General features: G+C 61.5%; 18 protein-coding genes and 1 tRNA gene. 13 read left to right on the forward strand and 6 right to left on the reverse strand.

All coding sequences use genetic code 11. The features are described 5' to 3' along the window. The first annotated feature begins 15 nt into the window (after nt 1-15). The 4 genes from NMAG_RS02170 to phoU all read left to right on the forward strand — a co-directional run bounded on the left by NMAG_RS02170 (nt 16) and on the right by phoU (nt 4098). Nucleotides 16-1143, forward strand: a complete 1128-nt coding sequence (locus tag NMAG_RS02170; protein WP_004214029.1) for a tyrosine-type recombinase/integrase — start codon at nt 16-18, stop codon at nt 1141-1143. Between the two features lie 909 nt (nt 1144-2052). Continuing rightward, a complete protein-coding gene (locus NMAG_RS02175) occupies nt 2053-2781 on the forward strand; it encodes a magnesium transporter (protein ID WP_004214032.1) in 729 nt (242 codons plus the stop codon). A gap of 2 nt (nt 2782-2783) precedes the next feature. Then, complete coding sequence (locus NMAG_RS02180; protein ID WP_004214033.1) at nt 2784-3200, forward strand: CBS domain-containing protein; 417 nt, start codon at nt 2784-2786, stop codon at nt 3198-3200. Nucleotides 3201-3429: 229 nt separating this feature from the next. Then, nucleotides 3430-4098, forward strand: coding sequence for a phosphate signaling complex protein PhoU (gene phoU / locus NMAG_RS02185; protein WP_004214035.1), 669 nt, complete (start codon nt 3430-3432; stop codon nt 4096-4098). 17 nt (nt 4099-4115) lie between these two features. Here the strand turns inward: phoU and NMAG_RS02190 are convergent, their stop codons facing one another. After that, nucleotides 4116-4559 carry a CBS domain-containing protein gene (locus NMAG_RS02190; protein WP_012996363.1) on the reverse strand — a complete coding sequence of 148 codons (444 nt, stop codon included), beginning with the start codon at nt 4557-4559 and terminating at the stop codon, nt 4116-4118. A gap of 1009 nt (nt 4560-5568) precedes the next feature. Between NMAG_RS02190 and ppc the strand changes: the two genes are divergently transcribed. After that, nucleotides 5569-8265: a phosphoenolpyruvate carboxylase gene (gene ppc, locus NMAG_RS02195; protein ID WP_004214038.1), complete on the forward strand. Its 2697-nt coding sequence runs from the start codon at nt 5569-5571 to the stop codon at nt 8263-8265. 54 nt (nt 8266-8319) lie between these two features. Here the strand turns inward: ppc and NMAG_RS02200 are convergent, their stop codons facing one another. Next, a complete protein-coding gene (locus NMAG_RS02200) occupies nt 8320-9282 on the reverse strand; it encodes an AAA family ATPase (protein ID WP_012996364.1) in 963 nt (320 codons plus the stop codon). Between the two features lie 187 nt (nt 9283-9469). Between NMAG_RS02200 and NMAG_RS02205 the strand changes: the two genes are divergently transcribed. From NMAG_RS02205 to NMAG_RS02215, 3 genes are all read left to right on the forward strand, one after another. Further along, nucleotides 9470-9554, forward strand: a tRNA-Ser gene (locus NMAG_RS02205). 622 nt (nt 9555-10176) lie between these two features. Beyond that, nucleotides 10177-11673 carry a 4Fe-4S ferredoxin N-terminal domain-containing protein gene (locus tag NMAG_RS02210; RefSeq protein ID WP_004214041.1) on the forward strand — a complete coding sequence of 499 codons (1497 nt, stop codon included), beginning with the start codon at nt 10177-10179 and terminating at the stop codon, nt 11671-11673. Nucleotides 11674-11799: 126 nt separating this feature from the next. Then, a complete protein-coding gene (locus NMAG_RS02215) occupies nt 11800-12003 on the forward strand; it encodes a hypothetical protein (RefSeq protein ID WP_004214042.1) in 204 nt (67 codons plus the stop codon). Nucleotides 12004-12102: 99 nt separating this feature from the next. Here the strand turns inward: NMAG_RS02215 and NMAG_RS02220 are convergent, their stop codons facing one another. From NMAG_RS02220 to NMAG_RS02230, 3 genes are all read right to left on the reverse strand, one after another. Then, nucleotides 12103-13638: a (R)-citramalate synthase gene (locus NMAG_RS02220; RefSeq protein ID WP_004214043.1), complete on the reverse strand. Its 1536-nt coding sequence runs from the start codon at nt 13636-13638 to the stop codon at nt 12103-12105. 477 nt (nt 13639-14115) lie between these two features. Then, complete coding sequence (locus NMAG_RS02225) at nt 14116-14484, reverse strand: DUF192 domain-containing protein (RefSeq protein ID WP_004214044.1); 369 nt, start codon at nt 14482-14484, stop codon at nt 14116-14118. 142 nt (nt 14485-14626) lie between these two features. Further along, nucleotides 14627-17206 (reverse strand): methyl-accepting chemotaxis protein, encoded by a 2580-nt coding sequence (locus NMAG_RS02230; protein ID WP_004214045.1) that lies wholly within the window; start codon nt 17204-17206, stop codon nt 14627-14629. Nucleotides 17207-17348: 142 nt separating this feature from the next. Between NMAG_RS02230 and NMAG_RS02235 the strand changes: the two genes are divergently transcribed. Then, entirely contained in the window at nt 17349-17900 is a 552-nt protein-coding gene (locus NMAG_RS02235; RefSeq protein WP_004214046.1) for a DUF7097 family protein, read from the forward strand. Here the strand turns inward: NMAG_RS02235 and NMAG_RS02240 are convergent. After that, nucleotides 17897-18094 (reverse strand): DUF5800 family protein, encoded by a 198-nt coding sequence (locus NMAG_RS02240; RefSeq protein ID WP_004214047.1) that lies wholly within the window; start codon nt 18092-18094, stop codon nt 17897-17899. The two genes, NMAG_RS02235 and NMAG_RS02240, sit on opposite strands and share 4 nt — an antisense overlap. A gap of 160 nt (nt 18095-18254) precedes the next feature. On the opposite strand from NMAG_RS02240, the gene NMAG_RS02245 reads away from it, so the two are divergent. The 4 genes from NMAG_RS02245 (at nt 18255) to NMAG_RS02260 (ending at nt 23571) form a co-directional block, all read left to right on the forward strand. Next, nucleotides 18255-19118: a polymer-forming cytoskeletal protein gene (locus tag NMAG_RS02245; RefSeq protein ID WP_004214048.1), complete on the forward strand. Its 864-nt coding sequence runs from the start codon at nt 18255-18257 to the stop codon at nt 19116-19118. A 142-nt stretch (nt 19119-19260) separates the two neighbouring features. Beyond that, a complete protein-coding gene (locus NMAG_RS02250) occupies nt 19261-20163 on the forward strand; it encodes an electron transfer flavoprotein subunit beta/FixA family protein (RefSeq protein ID WP_004214049.1) in 903 nt (300 codons plus the stop codon). 2 nt (nt 20164-20165) lie between these two features. Beyond that, nucleotides 20166-21893 (forward strand): electron transfer flavoprotein subunit alpha/FixB family protein, encoded by a 1728-nt coding sequence (locus NMAG_RS02255; protein ID WP_004214050.1) that lies wholly within the window; start codon nt 20166-20168, stop codon nt 21891-21893. Then, nucleotides 21886-23571, forward strand: a complete 1686-nt coding sequence (locus NMAG_RS02260; protein ID WP_004214052.1) for an FAD-dependent monooxygenase — start codon at nt 21886-21888, stop codon at nt 23569-23571. Before NMAG_RS02255 ends, NMAG_RS02260 begins: the two co-directional genes overlap by 8 nt. The last annotated feature ends 22 nt before the right edge of the window (nt 23572-23593 follow it).

Genomic DNA, 23593 nt, shown 5'->3' on the forward strand with positions numbered 1-23593 from the left:
CACGGAGGTCAGGCAATGAAAGACGCCGACCAGGCAACCGACCCCCTCGAAGACATCACGCTCATCCATGGGCCGACAGAAGAATTACTAAATGAGCGACAGTACCTTGACTACCGGAGTGAGCGAGAACAGTGCCTTGAGTGGCTGCTCGCATTCGGCATCGATCCGAAGACAGCTGACGGGTACGCAAAAACAACCGTCAGCAATCGCGCGTACCGAATGGGGCAGTTCTACCGCTGGGTTTGGGAGCAAGAAGGCGGATACACGACGAACCTCACTCACGACCACGCTGACAATTACTTGCGTCACTTAGCCGGGCAACAAAAATCAAACGCGCACAAGAATTCGTGCCGGAAGGCCCTGATGATGCTCTACAAGTGGCGCCATCATCAACGCGGTGCAGACAAGTGGGAGCCAGAGATTACGTTTTCGCGGAAAAACCAGTCAACGACGCCACGGGATTACTTAACACGCGGAGAGCGGACTGCCATCCGCGACGCGTCATTAGAGTACGGAAGTGTTCCTCGTCGTGATAGCGTCTACGGTGACGAACGAGACCGGTGGGTTGCGTACCTGGCGCAACGATTTGAGAAGCCGAAAGCAGACGTGACGGAAGCGGACTGGGAACGCGCGAACAAGTGGAAGACACCAAGTCTTGTCGCCGCGAGCCTCGATGGTGGGCTTCGCCCGATCGAGGTTGAACGCGCACGAACGTCATGGGTTGACGTCGATAATGGTGTGCTTCGAATCCCGAAAGAAGAATCCTCGAAGAATGCGGAGCACTGGATCGTCAGTCTTCAGACCCAGACTGTCGAGATGCTGGATCGGTGGTTGACGCAACGAGCGACGATCGAAAAATACGATGACACGGATGCGCTTTGGTTGACGAGGCGGAGCAATCCGTACCAGTCCGCGTCGCTTCGAAGTTTGCTCCACCAGCTCTGTGAAATTGCAGACATCTCCACTGAGAACCGCCAGATGAGTTGGTACGCCATCAGGCACTCGACAGGAACCTACATGGCTCGTGAGGAGGGACTCGCGGCCGCTCAGACTCAACTCCGCCACAAGTCGCCAGAAACGACGATGAAGTACGATCAAGCTCCAATCGAAGATCGGAAGAACGCGTTAGATCGAATGGGGTAGTTCGGCTCTGTTGAAATCCTCTTCTTTTGAGAACTGTTCGGGTGAATCTACTGCACACTACGGTTGCGAACCTAACGCGATTACTTCTATCAGCTAATAGATGTGTTTAGGGAGCCGTGCTTACATGACGCCGAGAAATGCGCTGTCTCATCATGAACCAAAGATGCGTGTCGTGAGAATCGCCGACTATGTTTGTGAATGTATTGCATGACATTTTACCACAATATGGTATCGTCATGAAAACGTTAATACGCACTGAAAATCCGTATTCGACTGTATGCGTAATCAAGACGCAATTTTCGATACAAAGCAGCATATCAGTACTACCAGGGATATCCGTGGCCAGCCACTTTCCGAACTAGTGCTCAGCCTGCTCGACAGCGCCTTTGCCGGCGTCCTTTGTGGGTCTGAACGGAGGAACCGATATGGAGAACGCAAGGCACGCTGAGCAAGCCGCTTCCTTGCGGATCAAGCACACCTTCGGATCTGAAAGTCACGACCACGGACACGTCGTTCCAGAGTAACCAATGTCTCTTGAGCGACGTGTCCGGCTTTGCCAGCGACTGCTACCTCGGACGTGTTGGAACGGGTGGCAGGTGACACGAAGAGCCATGCGGCTGCTGCGGTGTCGATCTGCCCACCTCCGTTGAACGGCAGAGCTACCCCACTATACGCCCCAGCGGACCTCGCGTCCGCCCTGTAGGTCACCCCTCGCGCATTCATTCCATGATTAAAATCGTTGTATTTAATACAGACAACTTCTCATCCCAAACCGTATGTGGGAATCCAATCACCACTCACAGCTGAACAGTGCGGAGAGCTCCACGATCCCGACCCTCGAAGAACAAGTTCGCAGCCTGCTTGACAGCGCGTTCTCCGGCGTCTTCTCGCCAGCTCAGGAGGAACACTATGACTGCTAACACACCCGCAGACGAGTTTGAGAACGAGACCGAAGAATCGACAGCAAACGAAGATGTGGAACTGCTCGCTGACGGCGGAGTCACCGACACCGGAGCCAAGACCACTGGTGGCGGGATCTCTATTCGTGGTGAGAATATCAAGGACGCGGAGCTGACGCGCAGTGAGCTCATCCTCTCCTCGTCACTGCCAAAGAAAATTTGGCTCCGCCTTCCGTGGTTGCTTGTTGCACTGGCTGGTGGCCTTCTGGCTGGCGGGGTTATTGGTACTGCTGAAGGTACACTGGAGGCAGCCGAGATCGCACTGCTGGCCATTTTCGTCCCAGTGATCATGGACATGGGTGGTAACGTCGGTACCCAGGCGTCCACAATCTTCGTCCGTGGACTCGCAACCGGACACATTGATGACAAGAACGCGATGAAACATCTCGCCCGAGAGGGCGTCTTTGGAGTCGTCATCGGCCTCATTATCGGGACCATTGCCGCAACCATCGCACTGGTCTGGCAGGATAATGCAGCGCTGTCGATGGTGCTGTTCACCGCTCTGTTGACGGTCTGTACGGTCGCCAGTGTGTTTGGATATCTCATTCCGTGGGTCGCACACAAGCTGGGATTCGACCCTGCTGCGGTTTCCGACCCCGTTGTGACGACGTTCAAAGACCTTACCGCCGTGCTCATCTACTTCGGCTTGGCAATCTGGCTGCTCCCGGGGGCGCTATAAAGATGACCGGAACCGTTTCCGAACTCGTCTCAGACGAGTTTCAGACCGCAGACCCCACGACCACCGTTGACGAGGCTATCGACCTCTTCCGCGACCGAACACCGTCGGAAGAAACGACGCTGTATTACCTGTACATCGTTGACGGCGACGAACTCAGTGGGGTTGTCTCGCTCAACGAGTTGCTGAATGCCGAACGAACGGTTTCAGTCGGGGAAGTCATGGCGAGCGATATCCGGACGGTTTCGACCGACTCACCGGTGGCTGACGCAGTGGACATCATCTCCGAACAGGGGTTCCCTGCGTTGCCGGTAGTTGATGGTTCGAAACTCGTCGGCGTCATCCGAGCGAGTGACCTGATTGACGCAGCCGAAGAGGAAGAGACGCTCACCGCGCTGAAAAAAGCCGGCTTCTGGGTGTAACACACCTCGCCCCGGCCTATCCAGAGGCAACGTTCCTCCACCGGGAGTGGTCGTGTATATCGACAGCCGAACACTGATGATACCTGGCTTTCTGGCCGCTATCAGATAGGTGCGATCCTGTGAGATCCGCCTGTGTTGGCGCTGCTGACGGTCAAGCGATGTAGCCCAATATTGGAACGACACTACCAGCGATGTTCACTCCACTGACTCAAGCTCACAACACAACACTATGCCGCGAGAAAGCTACCAACAAGAACTCAAGACGCTCCGTGAGGCGGTAATCGAGATGGGCGAGCTCGTCCACACGCAGTTCGACCGCTCTGTGACAGCCCTCGCTGACCACGATACGGAGTTAGCCCGCCAAGTCATCGAAAGCGAAGAACGAATCAACGAGCGCTATCTCAAGATCGAACGCAAATGCATCGACCTGCTGGGACTTCAACAACCGGTTGCCAGCGACCTTCGGTTCGTCGCCGCGTCGTTCAAGATTAGCACCGAACTCGAACGTATTGGTGACATCGCGGTGAAGATCGCCGAACGGACGGAAGCCGGCCTACCGGCGATGGACCCCGATGTCGATATTCCATCGATGGCCCAGGAGAGTGCGACGATGGTCGCCGATGCAATCGACGCCTTCGGAGCTGCCGACACGAACGCATGTCGAGAAATCATCGCCCGCGACGACCAGATTGATCAACTCGCAAAACACGCGAGCCGACAGGTCTTCGGCGAAACAACCACCCTCGACACCGAAGCCGTCAACCCCGACGAGTACCATGAAGACGTTCTCCGGCTCTTGCTCACCATCACTGACATTGAGCAAGTCGCCGATCACGCGACGAACATCGCTGCTCGGACAGTCTATATGGCGACCGGGGACGACAGTCTCCTTGAATAATACCACCTCACTGGGTTTTAGGAACCTCGTTCTGGTGTCTTTGGGCTTCGTTCACAGCCAGTACCCTGCTTGGTCGTCTGTTCGTCGAGAGTGTCGATGATGTTATTCGCCCGAACGACGCCGCTGAACTGGCCCGATTCATCGACGACGGGAAGTATGGCAAACCCGTTCTCGATGAATTGATGAACCGCGTGCTGTAGCGAATCCGGCGTGGTGACGGTCACGAGATCGGTCGTCATAATTTCGGAGACTGGGTCGCTGCCCTTTGCGTTCAGTAGTTCCCGCATTGAGACGACGCCCACGAGTTCGCCATTGTTTCGCACGTAGACATAATAGACGGAAACGCCGTCATCAACAGGTGGAAACTCCCGTACTTCGGTGATCACCTGATCGACGGTGACCTCCGTGTTGACACTCACCGTCTGGTCGCTACTGATAGTGTGAGGTGTGGGTTGAGCCATGAATAGAGGCCAGCAGCGAGGTAGTTAAAGCTCACAGGGCGTATCGATTTCGCACTAATCATAACCAAAACCGGAGGTCGATGGTCGTTCTGGTAACTACTTGCCCTGTACTTACCGCACAGGGTGCCAAAACTATCATGTTCTAAGGGTTTCAACAGAGCCGAACACTACCGTGTGACTGATCACTGGTACACAGACTCGGTACAGAATCGTGGTCCAAGGTTATGGGCCAGATGTCTGGGTGCTGGATCGTAGTATTGAGCACTATTGCGAACCGGTTACTCTCACAGAACTGATAGGGAGAATTCGAGTAACGGTCCAGAACACGGGTTACGTTGAACCGATAATATCTATGGATCGGTGTTGAAATAATGCCGGTTTGGTGCCCAATTTGACCCACCAGGGTATTCATTTGCGTCTACTCCATTCTGCCAGATCTCGTTAGGATAGGTCCCCCATCCCATTGAGGCAATCAACTGGGTGCCTTTTAAGTCTGCAGCCCATAGTAGCGCTCACACGGCTGAAAACCATGGTCTAAGCGAACGGGCAATTAAGTGAGACGGGAATTGTCAGAAAGGCTAAGTTAGCCCTCTCACGGCAATGACCAGGGTTCGAATCTCTGTCGGAGTACTTCTTTACTTCCACTACGTCATCGAGCCACCGCAGTCGTTGGGTCTCAGAATCGGGAGCCGCATCTGACTCTCTCGCGTCTGGTTCGGGACGCACTCGAGACGCACCAGACTCAATCCATGCCGGCCCGAAGTTGAACGGTGGTGTGAGTGATTTATATGCTGTCCAGAATACTAATCTCTGAAAATTGTTTTCTAACCGTAGTAAATATTGACTCCATACTGACTGTCAGTCCCTACTGGACCTGTCGATACAAATAAACGAAGCACGTCGTGTCAACAGTTCACTCTGACCGTCGGTAACTATCACGGAAAACGATGGATGACGGGTGTTTGAGGGCCTGCAAGGCTTTTTTACCGTCCGACCACACGTCTCTGCTATGCAACTTCACAACAGGGATGTCCGACAGGATGTCCGGGAACTCGGCGCGCTGCTCGGCGACGTTCTCGAGGACCAGACCTCCCGACAGGCCTTCGAGACGGTTGAGTCGTGTCGCCGGGCGGCGATCGATTACCGAGCCGGTGAACTCGAGTCCCGCGAGTCACTTATCACCGAACTCGAGGGATTGTCGCCACACCAGCAGCGTATCGTCGCCCGAGGGTTCACCTCGTATTTCGAGCTAATCAACCTGGCCGAAGAGCGCGAGCGGGTGCGCTCGATTCGCACCGAGTCCCAGGCGGGGACACTCGAGGACAGCCTCGAAACGGCGGCGGCAGAACTCGGCGAGGAGGACATCGAAACCGTTCAACAGGTACTCGACGACGTGCTGATCGAGCCGACGTTTACGGCGCATCCGACCGAGGCGCGACGCAAGACGGTCAAGTCGAAGCTACGCGCTATTTCGATGGCACTCGAGACGCTCGACGAACGGCTGTTGACCGACAAGGAATCGGGACAGATCTGGGCGGCTATCGACTCGGAGGTAACGAGCCTCTGGCAGACGCCGCAAGTTCGCAACCGTCAGCCTGAACCGGAGGACGAGGCCCGAAACGTGCAGTGGTACCTGCAGAACACGCTGTTCGATGTGGTCGGCGAGATCTACGACGAGTTCGCCGACGCGATCGACGAGGAGGTGGCGAGCGACATCGACATTCCGAAGCTGTTCGAGTTCCGCTCGTGGGCCGGCAGCGACCGGGACGGGAACCCCTACGTGACGCCGGACGTGACCGCGCGGACGCTCGAACGCCAGCGGTCGGTCGTCCTCGACCGCTACCGCGAGCAGCTCAAACGGCTCTCTGGTGTGTTGAGCCAGGACGGGAGCCGGATCGACCCCGGCTCCGAATTTCAGGCCGCACTCGAGTCGGATCGCGAGCGGTTGCCGGGAGCCGCCAAGACTGCGGCGGAACGCTACCCGGACGAACCCTACCGGCAGAAGCTCAAGCTGATGCGTGAACGTCTGGATCGGGTGGGCGATGTTCGACCGGGCGGCTACGACGACGCCGAGGAACTGCGAGCAGACCTCACGACCATCGCCACGAGTCTGCGAGACAACGGCGCGGCGAGCGTCGTCGAGGCCCATGTCGACCCGATTCGGCGGCAGGTCGCCACGTTCGACTTCTCGCTCGCGAGTCTCGACCTGCGAGATCATCAGCAAAAACACACCGACGCGATCGCGGAGGCACTCGAGTCCGAGGGGATTGACTACCACGCCCTGTCCGAAGAGGAACGGGCGGAGCTGTTGACCGACGCAATCTTGCAGGACGAGCCGGTGATCGACCTGGCTGATGCCGTAAGCGACGACCTCTCGGACGATTCTGCACGCGTTCTGCGACTGTTCGATAGCCTCGCCGACTGGCAACGCGAGTACGGCGTCGAGGCGATCGACACCTACTGCATCTCGATGACTGAGGAGCCGAGCCACGTCCTCGAGGTGCTGTTCCTGGCCGACCAGGCCGGCGTCGTCTCCTTGCCGGAACACTGTGGCATCGACGTCGTCCCGCTGCTCGAGACCGAGTACGCGCTCTCGGGGGCGCGCCGGATCATGGGCTCACTGTTCGAGAACGAGGCCTACGCACAGGCGCTCGAAGCGCGCGGGCGCACCCAGGAGATCATGCTTGGCTACTCCGACTCGAACAAGGAGAACGGCTTCCTGGCGGCGAACTGGTCGCTGTACAAGAACCAGCGCCGGCTGGGTGAGATCTGCGACGATCACGACGTGAGGATGCGGCTGTTCCACGGCCGTGGCGGCTCCATCTCGCGGGGTGGCGGGCCGATGAACGAAGCACTGCTCGCGCTGCCAAACAGCACCGTGACGGGCCAGGTCAAGTTCACCGAACAGGGCGAGGCGATCGCCGAGAAGTACGCCAACCCGCGCATCGCCGAGCGTAATATCGAGCAGATGCTCAACGCCCAGCTTCGGGCGCGCCTCTACGCGAAAGACCAGCCCGAAGACGAGATTCGGGAGGAGTGGATCGAGGCGATGGAGACGATGGCCGACGCGGCCCGCCGCGAGTACCGCGACCTCCTGGAGAGCGACGGCTTCGTCCGGTACTTCGAACAGGCGACGCCGATCACCGTCATCGAGGACCTCGACCTGGGGTCGCGGCCCGCCTCGCGGTCGGGCGAGCGCACCGTCGAAGACCTGCGGGCGATTCCGTGGGTGTTCTCCTGGACCCAGTCCCGGTGCATCCTGCCGGGCTGGTACGCCATTGCGACGGGTATCGATGCGTACCTCGACGACGGTGGCGACGTGGAAACCCTCCAGACGATGTACGAGGAATGGCCGTTCTTCCGAACCACGCTCGACAACGCCGCGCTCTCGCTCTCGCGGACCGAACTCGAGATCGCCGAGCAGTACGCGGCCCTCGCGGACGACGACCTGCGCGAACAGTTCTTCCCGCGCCTGACCGGCGAGTACGAGCGCGCAGCCGACCTGATCACCGAGATCGGCCAGCGTGACCAGCTTCACACCCGCGACTGGCTGGGTGAGAACCTGGAGCGACGAAACCCCTACGTCGATCCGCTGAACTTGCTCCAGACGCACCTGCTCGACCAAACCCACCGGACTGACATCGAAGAACGAACACTCCGGCTCACGGTGAAGGGAATCGCGGCAGGGATGAAGAACACGGGGTAAGCAGACCTTCGGTGGCGGTACGTACTCGAGTTTTCAGTCGCTCTCTATCCGACTCTACGCTGTCGACTCCTCGACCGTCGGCACCGGCACCGACTCCAGCACACCGTTGACGACCTGTGTCTTCGCGACGCCGTTAACCGTCGCATCCGGCGTTAGCACCAGTCTGTGGGCCAGCACCGGCTGGGCAACGCGCTTGATGTCGTCCGGCGTCACGTACGACCGGCCGACGATCGTCGCATACGCCCGCGCCGCCTCGAACAGTCGCTGAGTTCCACGCGGCGAGACGCCCGTCTCGACGCGCCCGTCGGCACGCGTTGCGCGAGCGAGTGCGGCAACGTACTCGAGTAGGTCTTCGTCGACCCGCACCGTCTCGGGCACGGTCCGAAGCTGTTCGACCTGGTCGGGTTCGAGGACGGCCTCGACGGACGGACTGGTCGTTTCTCGGTTGGCGCGGCGGCGGAGGAGTTCGACCTCGCCGGCTTCGTCGGGGTAGCCCATCGACGTTTTGACGAGGAAGCGGTCGACCTGTGCTTCGGGGAGCGGGAAGGTTCCCTCCTGTTCGATGGGGTTCTGGGTGGCGATGACGACGAACGGGTCCGGGAGCTGGCGGGTTTCGCCGTCGACAGTGACCTGGCCTTCCTCCATGGCCTCGAGGAGGGCGGCCTGGGTTTTCGGCGGCGCGCGGTTGATCTCATCGGCGAGGACGACGTTCGCGAAGATGGGGCCGGCGTTGAACTCGAAGGCGCGCTCGCGTTCGTTGAAGATGTGGGTGCCGGTGACGTCGGCGGGGAGCAGATCGGGGGTGAACTGGATGCGCGAGAACGAGAGGCCGAGTGCGGTGGCGACACTGCGGGCAGTGAGCGTCTTGCCGGTGCCGGGGACGTCCTCGACGAGGACGTGGCCGCGACCGACGACGCCGACGAGGATGTCTTCGGGGAACGCACGATCGCAGATGACGGCGTCGTCGATGGTCTGGAGGACGGCCGAACACTCGCTACTGGCCTGGGTGACGTCCATGGAAACGCCGTCGGCCGCTCGTGTCAAATGAGTTTCGCTCCCGGAGAGTTCCGTCGTGCGTGGGTGTCCGTGGCGCGTTCGCTCCGAAATCTCGCTCACCACCGTTCGACAGAGTGTCCGTGAACTCCTCGCAAACTGCGAAAGAGATCGAAACCGGTAAAAACGATACCCCTGTACAAACAGGTGAGCCGAGATAGCCTAGCCCGGCCAAGGCGGCAGATTCGAAATCTGCTGTCCTCACGGACTCGGGAGTTCAAATCTCCCTCTCGGCGCTTCTACAGCGACCACCACCGACGAGCGACGCGTGGCGCGAAGCGCCACGATGATCGAGCGGTGAAACCGCGAGAGGCGTGGCGGCGCGAGTCATCCGGTCGCTGTGAACGACCTCGGAGATTTGAATCAGGGAGGCCGCACGCTCGCGAACGAAGTAAGCGAGACCGTCCGACTGTGGTTCAAATCTCCCTCTCAGCGTTTTCCGCGAACTGACACCACTGAGCACCGCGTAGCGTGTGCTCAGAATCCGTGAGTGGAAACGTTCACGGGAATGTGAACGAGGCCAGACGCGCGCAACGAAGTGAGCACGTCTGGGCGTTGTTCAAATCTCCCTCTCGGCGCGTTTGGGGTGTGTTGTGTTCTCCTCCTCGCAACGCACACAGCGCCACCACTGACACTCCAATTTTGCGCTCAGTATGCACGGGACTCGAGTACCGCGTGTCCTGTCTGGCCAAGCGATCGCCGAGCGGTGTGAAAGCGGAATCACTTGGCCGTCGGTCGACACTGTCGCCGTCATCTGCAGGGTAACGCCTTATTCACGTTGGTCTGGTCGATGGTTGTGTCAGTGAGTACCAATGGGAACGGCTGTATTCGACCGACGACGGGAGGTGAGCAGCGGCAATGACTGACGCTGGCGAGCGAGACGACGAGAAGTCACACGAAGAGTCCACCGCCACCGTCGATCGGACCGAGATCGACGGGGAGACACAATCACCGGACGAACTAACCGACACCGGCGAGTTATTCCATCCGTTAGGAGAGGACGTCCAGACCGATTTCCGGGAGATGCTCGAGGACACCGAGTACGACGCGGATCTCGGGATGGAGATGGCTCGAGACGCGATGCGGCTCACGAAGGGCGAACTCTCGGAAGAGGAGTTCTACGACCGGTATCACGACGATGTCGTCGAGGAGTTCGGTGAGGACGAGCGTCCGATGGCCGAACGAATCGAAGAGGCCCGCGAGAACGGCACCCTCGACGATGCGCTGTCACGGTTCGGGACGGACGACGAATCTCGCCGTGACGTGATCAAAAAGATGGGCGCCGGTGCAGGTGCGTTCGGGCTCACGGCCTGGGGTGCGTCGAGCGGTGATGAACGGGAGCCAACCGTCGGTGCGGTACAGGATGACGACGAGGAAAACGGTGCGACTGGTGACGATACCCAGTGGGGGATGGTACTCGACCTCGAAACCTGTGACGGGTGTCTGGCCTGTGTCGTCGCTTGCAACGACGAACACAACTGGGACGAAGGCGCGAACTGGATGTACATTCTCGCCTACGATGACGGCACCGTCGAGTCGCCAGACGCAGAGGAGTACGACGACACGCGGGATTTCAACTACCTGATTCGGCCCTGTCAGCACTGTACCGACGCCCCCTGTGAGAAGGTCTGTCCGACCACGGCTCGCCACACGCGTGAAAACGGCGGACTCGTCCTGACGGATTACGACGTCTGTATCGGCTGTCGATACTGCCAGGTCGCCTGTCCCTATGGCGTGAACTACTTCCAGTGGGGGGAACCCGATGTAGAGGCACCGTCGGAGGAACTCGAGGAGGACATGATGTACGACGAGCGCGGCCGCTGGGTGAGCGGGCGCGGGCCGCGCGGCGTCATGGAGAAGTGTATCTTCGATCCGGCCCGACAGGACGGCCAGATGGGCGAGGAGATGGTCGGGACGACCGCCTGCGAGGACGCGTGTCCGCCGGGTGCGATCCAGTTCGGGGACATGAACGACCCCGAGAGCCCTCCCCAGCAGTACATCGAGAACGTGCCGCTCGCGAGGGCACTGGAGCACGATCCAGACGACGAAGAGCTTCAGGAGGCGATCGCGATCGTCGAGGGCGAAGAAGAGGCCGCTGACGAGGACGATGACGACGACGATGGCATGACCGAGGAGGAAGCGATCCGACTGCTCCGCGGCGAGTACGGTGACAACGATTCCTCGTTCAAGCTGTTAGAGGAGTTCGGCACGAACCCGAACGTTATCTACCTCGGGAACGAGCCCGGACCCGACGCCGAGCAAGTTCCTGGCCCGGTCGCCTACGATGACGTCGGACAGGTCGATGACCGGATGGACGTTACCGACGAGCGAACGGTCGGTGGTCTCGACCTCTGAGACGCTGAGTACCCGTCTCCGTCTCTGTTTCTGTCTCTGTTTCCGTTTCCGTTTCCGTTTCCGTTTTCGTCTCTCTCAGTCGTTCGGACTCGTTGCGTTCATAATGATTCACTCGTACGGATTCGTATGAACACTCGTGGCCGCCTTTTCGTCGGCCTCCTCTGGCTCGGTGTCGCTGGTTTGATGGCGACGACGATCCTCGTCGAACCCGGTTTTTCCGCATCGGTGAGTGAACTCGTTCGACTGTTTGTCGTTGCGCTCGCACTCTTTCTGGCCGTCGTCTACCTGTTCGATCCGTGGGGTGTGCTGAGTCGTCAGCCGTTTCACTGACACTGACACTGACACCGGCACCGACACTGACACTGACACCGACCCTCATACTGCCACCGACACAGTCACCAATACTGGTGCTGACAACGTGTTTCTCACTCAGTCATCCGCCGGCGCGAGCGGCCGCTGATCGACCGCGAGCAACCGATCGAGCGCATCGACCATCGCTTCGACGCTCGCGCGCGTGATGTCCGCCTCGCTTCGGGCAACCGTCACCGAGCGATCGTTTCGCACCATCGTTACCTCGACAGTGACGACTGCGTCCGTCCCGCCCGTCACCGCGTCGACGTGGTAGGACTCGAGTTCGGCGTCGGCTGAGGAGCCAAGCGCTTCCCGGATCGCGGAGACGGCCGCGTCGACGGGACCGGAGCCAGTGCCGCTTGCGACCCGTTCCTCGCCGTCCACATCGAGACGGATGCTCGCTGTGGGAACGGCTCCGCCGCTCGTCGCCGTCAGGTCGAGCAGGTCGACGACGCGCTCGCGGTCGTCGCCGGTGACGTCCTCGGCGATGGCGAGCAGGTCGGCGTCCGTGACGCGCCGGCCGCGGTCGCCGAGTTCGGTAACCCGCGTTGCAATCTCGCCGACCTCGTCGTCGCTCGCCTCGACGTCGTGCTCCTCGAGTGTGGCCGCCACACCAGCCCGGCCGGTGTGCTTGCCGAGGGCGAGTCGGCGCTCGCGGCCGACGGTTTCGGGTGCGTAGGGCTCGTACATCTTGTCATCCTTCAGGGTGCCGTCCGTGTGGATGCCGCTCTCGTGGGTGAACGCGTTCTCGCCGATGACGGCCTTGTTTGGCGGGAGTTCGACGCCGGTCGCCCGCGAGACGCGCTGGGCGAGACCGTACAGCGACTCGAGGTCGACTGTCTCGACGTCGTACACGTGCGAGAGTGCGATGGCGACCTCCTCGAGTGCGACGTTGCCGGCGCGCTCGCCAAGACCGTTGACCGTGCAGTGGACGAGATCCGCGCCGGCGGAAACGGCGGCGAGCGCGTTCGCCACGCCGAGGCCGAGGTCGTCGTGCGTGTGCGCGCTGACCGGCCCGAGTTCGGCGAGCCGCGAGACGGCTGCCGTCGTATGTTCCGGTCCGGTGTGACCGACCGTGTCGGCGAAGCAGAATCGGTCTGCACCCGCGTCAAGCGAGGTTTCGGCCAGTTCTGCGAGGTAGTCGAGATCCGCGCGGGAGCCGTCCTCGCCGATCACCTCGACCCAGAGGTCGTGGTCGGTCGCGTACTCGACCAGTTCAGCCGTCGTCGCGAGATTGTCCTCACGCGAGGTGCCAACCTTTCCTTCGACGTGGCGGTCACTCGAGGGCACGACGATGTGAACGCCGTCGACGTCGCACTCGAGTGCCAGGTCGACGTCGGCTCGAATGCCACGACAGAAGCTGGTGACGAGTGCGTCGAGGTCGAGGTCGGTGACGCGGGAGATGGCGCGTCGTTCGCCGGCACCGGTGCAGGCGCTGCCGGCTTCGATGACGCTGACGCCGGCACGCTCGAGGGAACGGGCGAGTTCGACCTTTTCGTCGGGCGAGAGCGAGACGCCGGGTGCCTGTTCGCCGTCGCGGAGGGTGGTGTCGAGGAGTCGGACGGTGCGGTCTGGGTCGATCGTCTGGTCGGGGGTTGGTGTCTGCGAGTGCATTGAAGTGGGGTTTGTGGCTGTGGTTGTCGTTGTCGTTGTCGTTGTCGTTGTGGGTGTGACTGTGTCCGTGGCCGCAGTCGTGCTCGTCTCTGTGGGTCCGTCGCTGTCGTCTGTGCCAGCGCTGGCGCTCCCGTCGTCGGTAGCGTTGGTGTCGCTGGCAGCGTCAGCATCATCAGCAGCGACGGCACTGTCAACAGCGTCGATACCAGTGTCAGTTACCGTTGGTTCAGATGAAACAGAAGCAGCGTTAGTGGTCGTGTCAGCAGCAGTCTCAGTACTACCGCGAAGGACCGAAGCGAAACTACGTGTGCCGTATAATTTCGCGTCCAGCCGGATCGCTCCGACTTCCTCTATCCTCCGGCGATGAGACAGACGCAGAATCTCGTGCCATTGTACCTCGGTCTACTGTGGCACACGTTCTTAAGCACGTCGGCGACGGTACTTTCTGCGCCGTCCTCTCAACCCGTTTTCACGACGCTACTCGTCGAGCAGCGCAATCTCGTCACCCGGCTCGACAGCAGCCGCAGCGCCGGCGGGTAACTCGAGTATCGTGTCTGCGTGCTCACGGGCAAAGCCACGCCACGGGCGAAGTTGCTCGACGCGCTGGACGACGCCGTCGGCGACCCAGATGACGTCGAGCGGGACGAAGACGAACAGCATGTGGACGTCGCGGGTACTTGCGTTGCCGAAGCGGAAGGCGAGTGCGAAGTCCTCAGGGAGCGAGCGACGGAACATGAGACCGCGGGTCTGTGCGAGCAGGGAGTCTGCGAGGTCGATCTGGGTGGCGAGCGTTGTCCGGTCGTCTGGGGATGCAACTGAGCCGTCAGCGGCGTGAACGAGACGCACGACTGGGCGTCGGCGTGCAACGAGCAAAAAGACTGCCAAAACGACGGCTACTGACTGTGGGTCGTCGGCTGTGACCCGTTGTCGTCGTATCCGTGGCCGTGGGGCGTAGGCGGGATCGTAACCGTTACCGTTACCGTTACCGTTACTCCGCCTGGTCGTCGGTGAATTCGAAGACGCTGGCTTCGGTGTCAGCGTCTTCGTCGCTGTTGGCGTTGGCAGTAGTTCCGTCGGCGTCAGTAGTTCCGTCAACGTTGCCGTCGCCGTCGTCGATATCGTCGCTGCCGTCTGTCATGCCAGCGGACGCAGACGTGATGGCGCTTGCTTCCTCACCAGCCACTGCCGCATCGAGCAACGCCGCATCTTCGGCGTCTGCAGTCGCATCCGTTTCGAATCGGTCGAGTGCCGCCGAAAGCGTCGTCGCCTGCTGGCTCAGCTGCTGGGCCGAGCCGGTCACTTCCGTCAGTGCGCTCGTCTGCTCTTCGGCAGCCGCGGCGACCGTCTCGGCCTCCGCGGTCGTCTCCTCGGAAATCGAGGCGACTTCGTCGACCATCGCGACGACCTCCTGGGTCGAGGCCGCCTGCTGCTCCGTCGCCGCCGAAATCTCCTGCACGCCGTCGTTCGTCTCCTGGGCGTACGTGGCAATCTCTTCGAGGTCGTCGACGACAGCCGTCACGAGGTCGTTCACGCGCTCGATTTCGTCGGTCGTCTGGTCGACCTCCGTCGCAGAGCGCGCCGTCTGGGATTCGACCGCCTCGAGTCGCTCGTCGATCTGCTCTGCAGCCACCTTGACGTCCTGGGAGAGCTCCTTGACCTCCTCGGCAACCGTGCTGAAGCCGCCCGTATCGCCGTCGCTGGCCGAGCGAGAGGCCTCGATAGAAGCGTTCAGTGCGAGCATGTTCGTCTGTGCCGCAATCTCGGTAATCGTTTCCGTGAGCTCTGCAATCTGGTCGACCTGCATCTCGAGTTCCTCGAACTCCTCGACGACTGCCTGGTGTTCGTCTTCGAGGTCCTCACAGGCGTCGATCGCTTCCTGTGCGGTATCGCTGCCGTCGCGGCTCGTGTTGGCCGTCCGTTCGGCGAGCGTCGCGACCTGACTCGAGGAGGCCGCGATTTCTTCGGTCGTCGTCGAGAGCGTGTTGAGTTCGCTGTCGATCGACTGCAGCGACTGGTGCTGCCGGTCCGCACCGTCGGAGATTTCCTGCACTGAGGCGCTGACCTCCGCACTTGCAGTCTGGACCTCCTCGCTCGAAGCGGTCACCTGTTCGGAGGCCGTGGCGACGTCGGTCGCGAACTGCGAGAGTTGGTCGACGGTCGTCTCGAGTTCCCCGAGCATCTCGTTGAACTCGGTGGCGATCTCTCCCATCGCCTCGTTCTCGCTTTCGGGATCCATTCGAGCCGTGAGGTCGCCGTCTGCGGCGGTCTGCATCACCGTACTGTATTCGTCGGCCTTCTGTTCGAGGTGGGCGTTCATCCGACCAACCCGTTCACGTTCGTCTTCGGCCTCAGCACGAGCGTCTTCTGCTTCCCGGAGCGAGTTCTTCAGCTCGTCTCGCATCGAATCGAAGCCGTCGTAGAGACGGCCGATGTTGTCGATCCGGTTGGACTCGAGTTCGACGTCGAGATTACCCGACTCCATCTGTTTTGCCTTCTCCGTGAGTCGGTCGATCGACCCGGCGGTATTGCGCCCGATAACGGCACCGAGGACGGCGATGATGAGTACGCTTGCGAGCGTGATCAGCGCGCCAAACTGGCCAATCGAGTCGACGACGCCGAGTGCCTGATCTTCGGTGGTGTGGACGAGCACGGTCCAATCCTCGCCGGTGGTGTAGTAGCCGACAACGTAGCCGTCGGGTGAGAAGTTGTACGGCTCCTGCTGGAGCACGTCAGTTGGCGCGTCGTCGAATCGGAGCGCACCGAGTGAGTCTTCCTCGGCAGCGTCGAGGAGTTCCGCGTTGCCGTACGTCTCGCCGAAGGCGGTGTTCTCGGGATCGCTGCCGTAGCCGAGGTACGCGTCGTCTGCAATGATCTGTCCCTCGTCGTCGACGATGGTGACGACGGTTTCAGACTGCCAGACGGTCGGCGAGTTCGACGAGCGGTCGGCCAGATCGAACGTGAGCACGACCGCCCGATCAGTGCCGGGAATGCCAACGTAGTACGAACGAACGGGCCGCTCGTCGAAGACGAGCGAGACATCGTCCTCGATCAGATATGGATCGGTCCGCTGGACCGTGTACGCCGAGGCCGACTCGAGTTCGTCCGTCTCCGGGAACGCGAGGTCGTCGAGCGAAGAGGCGTTCTCGGTGCCTGCGAGGACGTCGCCGGAGTCAGTGCTGGTGTCGACGTAGAGTGCGTTCACTCTGGTGTTCTCCGGGAGTTCGTTGTAGACGTCTTCGAGGTAGCTATCTATCGCTTCGAGGTCCTCGGTCTCGGTGCCACTAGCCTGTTCGTCGTCCTGTGAGGCAGCGAAAATCGGTGCCTGTGCCGTCGAGAGCAACAGCTGGTCGTTGCGGTCGTTCCAGTTGTCAATCTCGGTTGCTTCCTGAACGGCCTGATCCTGCTGGTCAGTGAGCACCGTCTGCTCGACGGTATCAGTAATCATCGACGTTTCGACGATGCCGATGGCACCGACTGAGAGCCCGATGACGAGCAGTACAATTCCAAACTTGAGTGCATATCGCCGTCTGATGAACGACGGAACGAGCCGCCGTATCCCACTACTCATTGTGCTCACCTTCTTCTAACAATTCTTATGTCTGACGAAGCTACTGTCTGTGATTATGATATTTGTTCTCACCCACCGTTACACACATCCTCACTCGGCTCCGTTGGGTTCAAGCCATTTGCGACCATTTGACGCGGTGAGGATGGAGCGAACGCCAAACGGCACTCCCGTCGGCGTCGACGACCCCTACGAATTCGTGGGTGTCTGTGACTACCTTACCGGTGAGGGAACGTGTCGGTACGCTTTCGATCACTACGAGCACGACCCCGAGTTCGCTCGCGAGCGCGCCAGTGAGGAGTACGAGTGTCCCGTCGTCGACCCCGAAACCGACGACACCTGGGTGGACTGCCCGCATTTCCGGTCGCGAAACCGCGACCGCGAGTGTGTCCGCTGTGACCTCGCCGAAAAGCGACTCGCCCACGACGACGAGCGGCCGCTTCTCGAGGAGCACCACCTGTCCTATGCCCGCGACGGTGAGACGCTCTCACACGAGATTACGATCTATCTCTGCCGGTGGTGTCACGCGAAGGTCCACAACTCGTGGGCGCGGATCACCGACGACGCCGCGCCAGACCCCGAGGCACTGGCCGAACTCGAAGGTCGGCGCAGTCGGGAACTCGAGGAGTTGAGTTTCGAGTCAGCAGCGGAGCGATACGAACGGGGCGAACGAAACGATCGAGACAAGGACGGTTAATCGAGAATATCGCCGACGCGGCGCGGTTCGCCCTGCAGATTCGGCTGTTCGGCGACGATTTTGAGCACTTCGTGGTCCGTTACGTCGTAATAGGATTTCTCCGTGGCTTCCTCGATGAGGTCTCGTTCGAGGCGGAACTCGGTACCTTCGTAGACGACATCGACGCCATCGTCGTCGAACGCGAGCGTTGTCATGTCCTGCTCTATGCCGTGGGGGGTGTAAAAGGGTCCGGACCGGACGCTCTCGGTCGACGCCACAGGCCTGGCGAGTAGCATGATACCGCACAGACAGGAGTCTGACGGGCGGCAGACGACGCGCGAGGTTTATTACCGGCCACCCATATTGGATGTGAGTGTGGCCGGACATAGGGATCCGCTCGACGAACTCGTCGTTCCCGACGGGACCGAAGCCAAGGAAGTCGCCCTCGAGACCGACGGAGACGTCCTTATCGGAAGCCGCTCGACGATCGAGTTCGGCGTGCGCGGACGCAACGTGCTCGCCGGCGAAAACGTCACCGTGGAAGGCGAGATCGAAGCCGAAGGCGACTGCCGACTCGACATGTGGTGTGACGTTGCAGAGAACGTCCTCGTCGGACAGGACGCCTACATCGGCGAACGGGTCCACATCGCCGGCGAACTGAAGGTCGCGGGTGACCTGGACATCGGCGACGACGTCGACATCGAGGAAGGCTTCGAGGCCAACGGCTGGATCGTCATCCGGAACCCGATGCCGACGATCGTCCTCATGTTCGTCTACCTCAAACACCTGCTTTTGATCGGCGAGGAAGACACCGCTCAGCGGCTCATCTCCGAACTCGTCGACGAAGACGACGACGAGGACGACCCCGAGACCGACCCACTCGTCATCCCACGCAACGCGACTGTCGGCGACGACGCCTGGCGCGTCTCGACACCCGCAACGCTCGGCGACGACTGTCGACTCCACGGCAACGTCCGCGCCGAAACGATCGACGTGGGTCGCGCGTGCAACGTTTTCGGTAGCCTCCGCGCCCGCGGCGACGTCACCGTCGGCGAGGAAACGCGCATCCACGGCGACCTGACCACCCGCGACGGCGACGTGGTGCTCACCAACGACGCGCGCGTCCTCGGCGACGTCTCCTGTGCCAATCTCGAACTCGGCCCCGGTGCCGAAATCGACGGCACGATTCGCGCCGACGGCGAAATTACGATGGAGACTGGCGAACGCGAACTCGAGTAGGCCCCGAACCGACCGGGGTTTCCTGCCTACGGTCGGCTTACTGTCTCGCAGACGGATTCTCACCCCCAGTCTTAATAGCAGCACTGTGGATACGCGAGATGAGTATGCGAATGACAATCACACAACAGACACGGAGGCGCGTATGCGGTCCATCGTCCTGACCAAGGGCGTCCCGGACTTCTCGGATGGCGCCGTCTCGTTCAACGAGGAGGGCCATCTGGAGCGCGGGAAGACACCGACGGTGATGAACCCGAACGACGCGTTCGCACTCGAGGCGGCCCTGCAGACGCGGGTCCGCCACGGCGGTCACGTCTCGGGGATGAGCATGGGGCCGCCGGGCTACGCGGAAGTACTCGAGGGGGCAATGGAATCGGTGTATACCGACGACAGCTACCTCCTTTCGGACCGGGAACTCGCCGCCTCGGACACGTGGGCGACGGCGATCACCCTGAGTGCGGGCATCGAGACCTATCAGGAGGAAGTTGGCGACGTCGACCTGCTCTTTGCGGGGTTCAAAACGGCGGACGGCGAGACGGGCCAGACCGGGCCACAGACGGCGTGGGCACTCGACTGGCCGATCGTCACGCACGTCATCGCGCTCGATATCGATCCGGACGAGCGCCTGCTTCGTGCGAAGCGACTCGTCGAGGGCGACGTTGACGAGATCGAGACGGTCGAGGCACCGCTGCCGTGTATGGTCGTCACGGACCCTGAGTTCGAGCCGACCTACCGGAAGGCCTCTCACCGACTGACCCACAAACGGCTTCGCAAGGAGACCCAGAACCGCGCGGCTGCCCACGACCGACACCTGACGACGTGGGATCACGAGGACCTGAACCTGGATCCGGACTACATCGGCCTCGATGGCTCGCCGACGATCGTTTCGTCGGTCGACCCGATCCCGAAGGCACCCTCTGAGCGGGAGGCGACGATGGTCGATCCCAGCGATTCGGAGGGGATGAACGAGGTTCTTGGCGAGTTCCAGCCCTACGCGGCGACGACGAACGGTGCAGACGGACCGAACGCAGCGGAGGGAGGTGACTAATCGTGGCACTCGATCCGGACGACTACTCGGTCGACGAACTGCGCGAGGAACTGGACACGGTCGACGAGACCGACGAACTGCAGGCGATTCTCGAGGCCGAACAGGCGGGGAGAGATCGAAAGACGGCTCGGGAAGCGGTACACCGGCGGCTCGAAGCTGTCGGTGCGGACGTCGCTGGCGATGCAGGTGGAAGCGACAACGGTAGCGACGACGCAGCCGGCGGCGTCGAGGAGGGGACAGAAACCGAAGGCGAGTACGAGGAGACGAAGGAAACGGTTGGCGACGAGGCGGAAGGTGAGCCAGTCGACGAGGTCGAAGACGAGGACGAACCGGCCGTCGACGACGAGGGCGCGGCAGGCGAAGTCGACGAACCACAGACCCGCGACAAGAAACACGTCCGGGCGCTCGCCGACGGCCACTACGAGGACATGTGGGTCTTCTGTGAGACACAACAGGGCGACCTCCTCGAGGTCTCCCGCGAAATGCTCGGCAAGGCGCGCGAACTGATGGACCAGTTCGCCGAGGAGTATGGTGAGGAGGAGCGTGTCGTCGCGTTCCTGATGGGCGACGACTGCGAGGAACTTGCCGAGGAGTGCATTGCCTACGGCGCTGACGTCGCGGTCTACCACGACGATGATCGACTCGAACGGTTCCTGCACAAGCCCTACACCGAGATTTCGTCGCACATGGCCCGCGGCGAGGGAACCGTCGAGAGCACGGACTGGCGCGACTACGACAAGCCGCGGTACGTCCTGTTCCCGGCGACGAACAACGGACGGGACCTCTCGGCGAAGGTGCAGGCCGAACTCGACTCCGGGCTCGCCTCGGACTGTTCGGATCTCTTCATCGAGGAGAACGAAGTCTCGAATCCCGTCAAGACTGGCGAACCTGGCGTCAAGAAGACCTTCGAGAAGGTCCTGCACATGAAGCGGCCCGACTTCTCGGGCTTCGAGTACTCGACGATCCTCTGTCTGGACAATCCCGGTCGGGAGTTCCACCCACAGGGTGCGTCGATCATCCCTGGAAGCTTCGACCCCATCGAACCCGATTACGATCGCGACGGGCTCGTGGTCGAACACGACATGGAACTGGACGACGACTGGTTCCGCGTCGAGATTACGGAGTACGACCAACTCGAGGCCGGCGTCGATCTGACGGGCCACGACGTGGTCGTCTGTCTCGGTCGCGGCATTGCAGACGACCCCACTGAAGGGATGGAACTCGGCCTCGATCTGGTCGACGCGTTCGAGGACGCCGAACTCGGCATCACGCGGGGCATCGTCACCTCCTCCTATCAGTTCGACGGTCACGTCGAGCAGTACGCGAAGGAGGAGCGTCAGATCGGCGAGACGGGCCAGGTCGTCGCGCCCGACCTCTACATCGCGGCTGGTGTGTCGGGTGCTGTCCAGCACAAGGTCGGGATGGACGAGTCGGACACCATTGTCTCGATCAACACGGACCCAGACGCGCGTATTCGGGACTTTAGCGACTACTTCGTTGAGGGCGACCTCTTCGAGGTTCTCCCCGAACTCGCCGACGCAGTCGGGTCGGGTGAGCTGGCACCCGAAGCGGTCGCGGACGGGAGTGGCGAGACGGCTGCGGACGACAGCGGCGAGACGGCTGCGGACGACAGCGGCGAGACGGCTGCGGACGACAGCGGCGAGACGGCAGAGGACGGCGAGCCAGATGACGGTGCTGACACTGCAACTGGAGGTGAGACTGATGACTGATTCAAGCGAGGCAGACCGAGAACACTACGAGGCCGTCGTCGTCGGCTGCGGTCCCGGCGGCGCTGCGGCAGCTGCACGACTCGCAGACCACGGTATCGAAACGCTCGTGCTCGAACGAGGAACGGATGCGGGCTCGAAGAACGTCTCCGGCGGCCTGATCTACGCCGAGGACTCCGCTCCTTACACGATCGACGACCTGTTCGACGGCTTCCGTGAGGAAGCCTCCGAACGGCCCGTCACGGACTACTACATCCACAACGTGGCCGGGAACAAGGTCAAGAGCTACGATCTGACCGACCTTCACGAGGACGACACCGACTGGTGTGACGCCGTCCTCCGTCGGCCGATGGACTCCTGGCTCGCAGAGCGCGTCCACGAGAAGACCAGCGAGACCGGCGGCGGGGTCCTGACGAACGTGCGGGTGAACGGCCTCCTGCGAGAGCGCGGCCGCATCGTCGGCGTCACCTGTGACGAACTCGATCCGATCGAGGCCGACATCGTCATCGCCGCCGACGGCGTCAACTCCGAACTCGCCCGTGAGGCGGGCCTGATGGACTGGGAAGACCCGAACGAGTGGTTCCAGGGCGTCAAGGCCGTCGTCGAGATGGAGCCCGGCGTGATCGACGACCGGTTCGATATCGACGAGGACGAGGGTGTCGCGCACCTGTTCTCGGGCGACCTCTTCGAGGATGTTCGCGGCGGCGGCTTTCTCTACACGAACGAGGAGTCGCTGTCTATCGGGACCGTCTTTCACCTCGACAGCCTCGTCGAGCAGCAGGCAGAACCGCACGAACTGCTCGACGCCTTGCTCACCCACCCGCTGCTCGCGCGGTGGCTCGGCGACGAGTACGACGAGCGCGAATACTCGGCGAAACTTGTCCCCGACTCGAAGAAGGTCGCTCATCGCGAGCCCTACCAGGACCGACTCGTTCTGGTCGGCGACGCCGCGGGCCAGATGCAGGCTCAGGGGCCGATCATCAAGGGAATGAACCACGCCGTCACCGCGGGCGCGCTCGCTGCCGACGCCTTCGCAGTCACGCGTGGGAACGCAGACCCGGCCGCTGCGGGCCGGCGGTACACCCAGATGCTCGAGGACTCTGGCACGATGGACAAACTTCGGCCGCGGCGGTACGACCTCGCACGAACCGTCGGTGAGCGCGACCGAGTGACCGATGCGGTCGAACGAGTGCTCGACTCCCGCGTTGGCTCGCTCGCAATCGGCAACCCGGTCGCGGACCGCCTGCTCCAGCGAGCGTACAACTCGCCGTTCCTCGTCTCGATGCTGCCCGACACGCGAACGGGCTACGTCACCCTGCCGTCGATCATCGGAGACGAACACGGGCGAACGCTGCACTGGGAGAGTTCGGTTGAACCGCCGACGCTCGACGAGCGGATCGGTGACCTCACCTACGACACGGACGTCGGCAACCCGCACATCGAGGTACGAGACACGTCCTACGAGGCCAGCGGCGCAGCAGTGTACGCCTGCCCGGTCAGCGCCGAGGACTTCGGCGGCGGCTGCTACCGCTCCGAAGAAGTCAAACGCAACGGCACCGCAGCAACCGTCGTCAGCCTCGACACCCAGCCCTGCGTCGAGTGTGGTACCTGCGCCGTCGTCGCCGACACCGAGTGGGAACACCCCCGCGGCGGCAAGGGCGTCGAGTTCCGCGAGGGATAAGCGTGAGTCTGCAGCAATTCCG

The sequence above is a fragment of the Natrialba magadii ATCC 43099 genome (assembly GCF_000025625.1).
In the GTDB taxonomy this organism is placed as follows: Archaea; Halobacteriota; Halobacteria; order Halobacteriales; family Natrialbaceae; genus Natrialba; species Natrialba magadii.

Coding starts and splice junctions, on each gene's coding strand:
- NMAG_RS02170 (WP_004214029.1), top strand. CDS start 16: ATGAAAGACGCCGACCAGGCAACCGACCCCCTCGAAGACATCACGCTC.
- NMAG_RS02175 (WP_004214032.1), top strand. CDS start 2,053: ATGACTGCTAACACACCCGCAGACGAGTTTGAGAACGAGACCGAAGAA.
- NMAG_RS02180 (WP_004214033.1), top strand. CDS start 2,784: ATGACCGGAACCGTTTCCGAACTCGTCTCAGACGAGTTTCAGACCGCA.
- phoU (WP_004214035.1), top strand. CDS start 3,430: ATGCCGCGAGAAAGCTACCAACAAGAACTCAAGACGCTCCGTGAGGCG.
- NMAG_RS02190 (WP_012996363.1), bottom strand. CDS start 4,559: ATGGCTCAACCCACACCTCACACTATCAGTAGCGACCAGACGGTGAGT.
- ppc (WP_004214038.1), top strand. CDS start 5,569: ATGCAACTTCACAACAGGGATGTCCGACAGGATGTCCGGGAACTCGGC.
- NMAG_RS02200 (WP_012996364.1), bottom strand. CDS start 9,282: ATGGACGTCACCCAGGCCAGTAGCGAGTGTTCGGCCGTCCTCCAGACC.
- NMAG_RS02210 (WP_004214041.1), top strand. CDS start 10,177: ATGACTGACGCTGGCGAGCGAGACGACGAGAAGTCACACGAAGAGTCC.
- NMAG_RS02215 (WP_004214042.1), top strand. CDS start 11,800: ATGAACACTCGTGGCCGCCTTTTCGTCGGCCTCCTCTGGCTCGGTGTC.
- NMAG_RS02220 (WP_004214043.1), bottom strand. CDS start 13,638: ATGCACTCGCAGACACCAACCCCCGACCAGACGATCGACCCAGACCGC.
- NMAG_RS02230 (WP_004214045.1), bottom strand. CDS start 17,206: ATGAGTAGTGGGATACGGCGGCTCGTTCCGTCGTTCATCAGACGGCGA.
- NMAG_RS02235 (WP_004214046.1), top strand. CDS start 17,349: ATGGAGCGAACGCCAAACGGCACTCCCGTCGGCGTCGACGACCCCTAC.
- NMAG_RS02240 (WP_004214047.1), bottom strand. CDS start 18,094: ATGACAACGCTCGCGTTCGACGACGATGGCGTCGATGTCGTCTACGAA.
- NMAG_RS02250 (WP_004214049.1), top strand. CDS start 19,261: ATGCGGTCCATCGTCCTGACCAAGGGCGTCCCGGACTTCTCGGATGGC.
- NMAG_RS02260 (WP_004214052.1), top strand. CDS start 21,886: ATGACTGATTCAAGCGAGGCAGACCGAGAACACTACGAGGCCGTCGTC.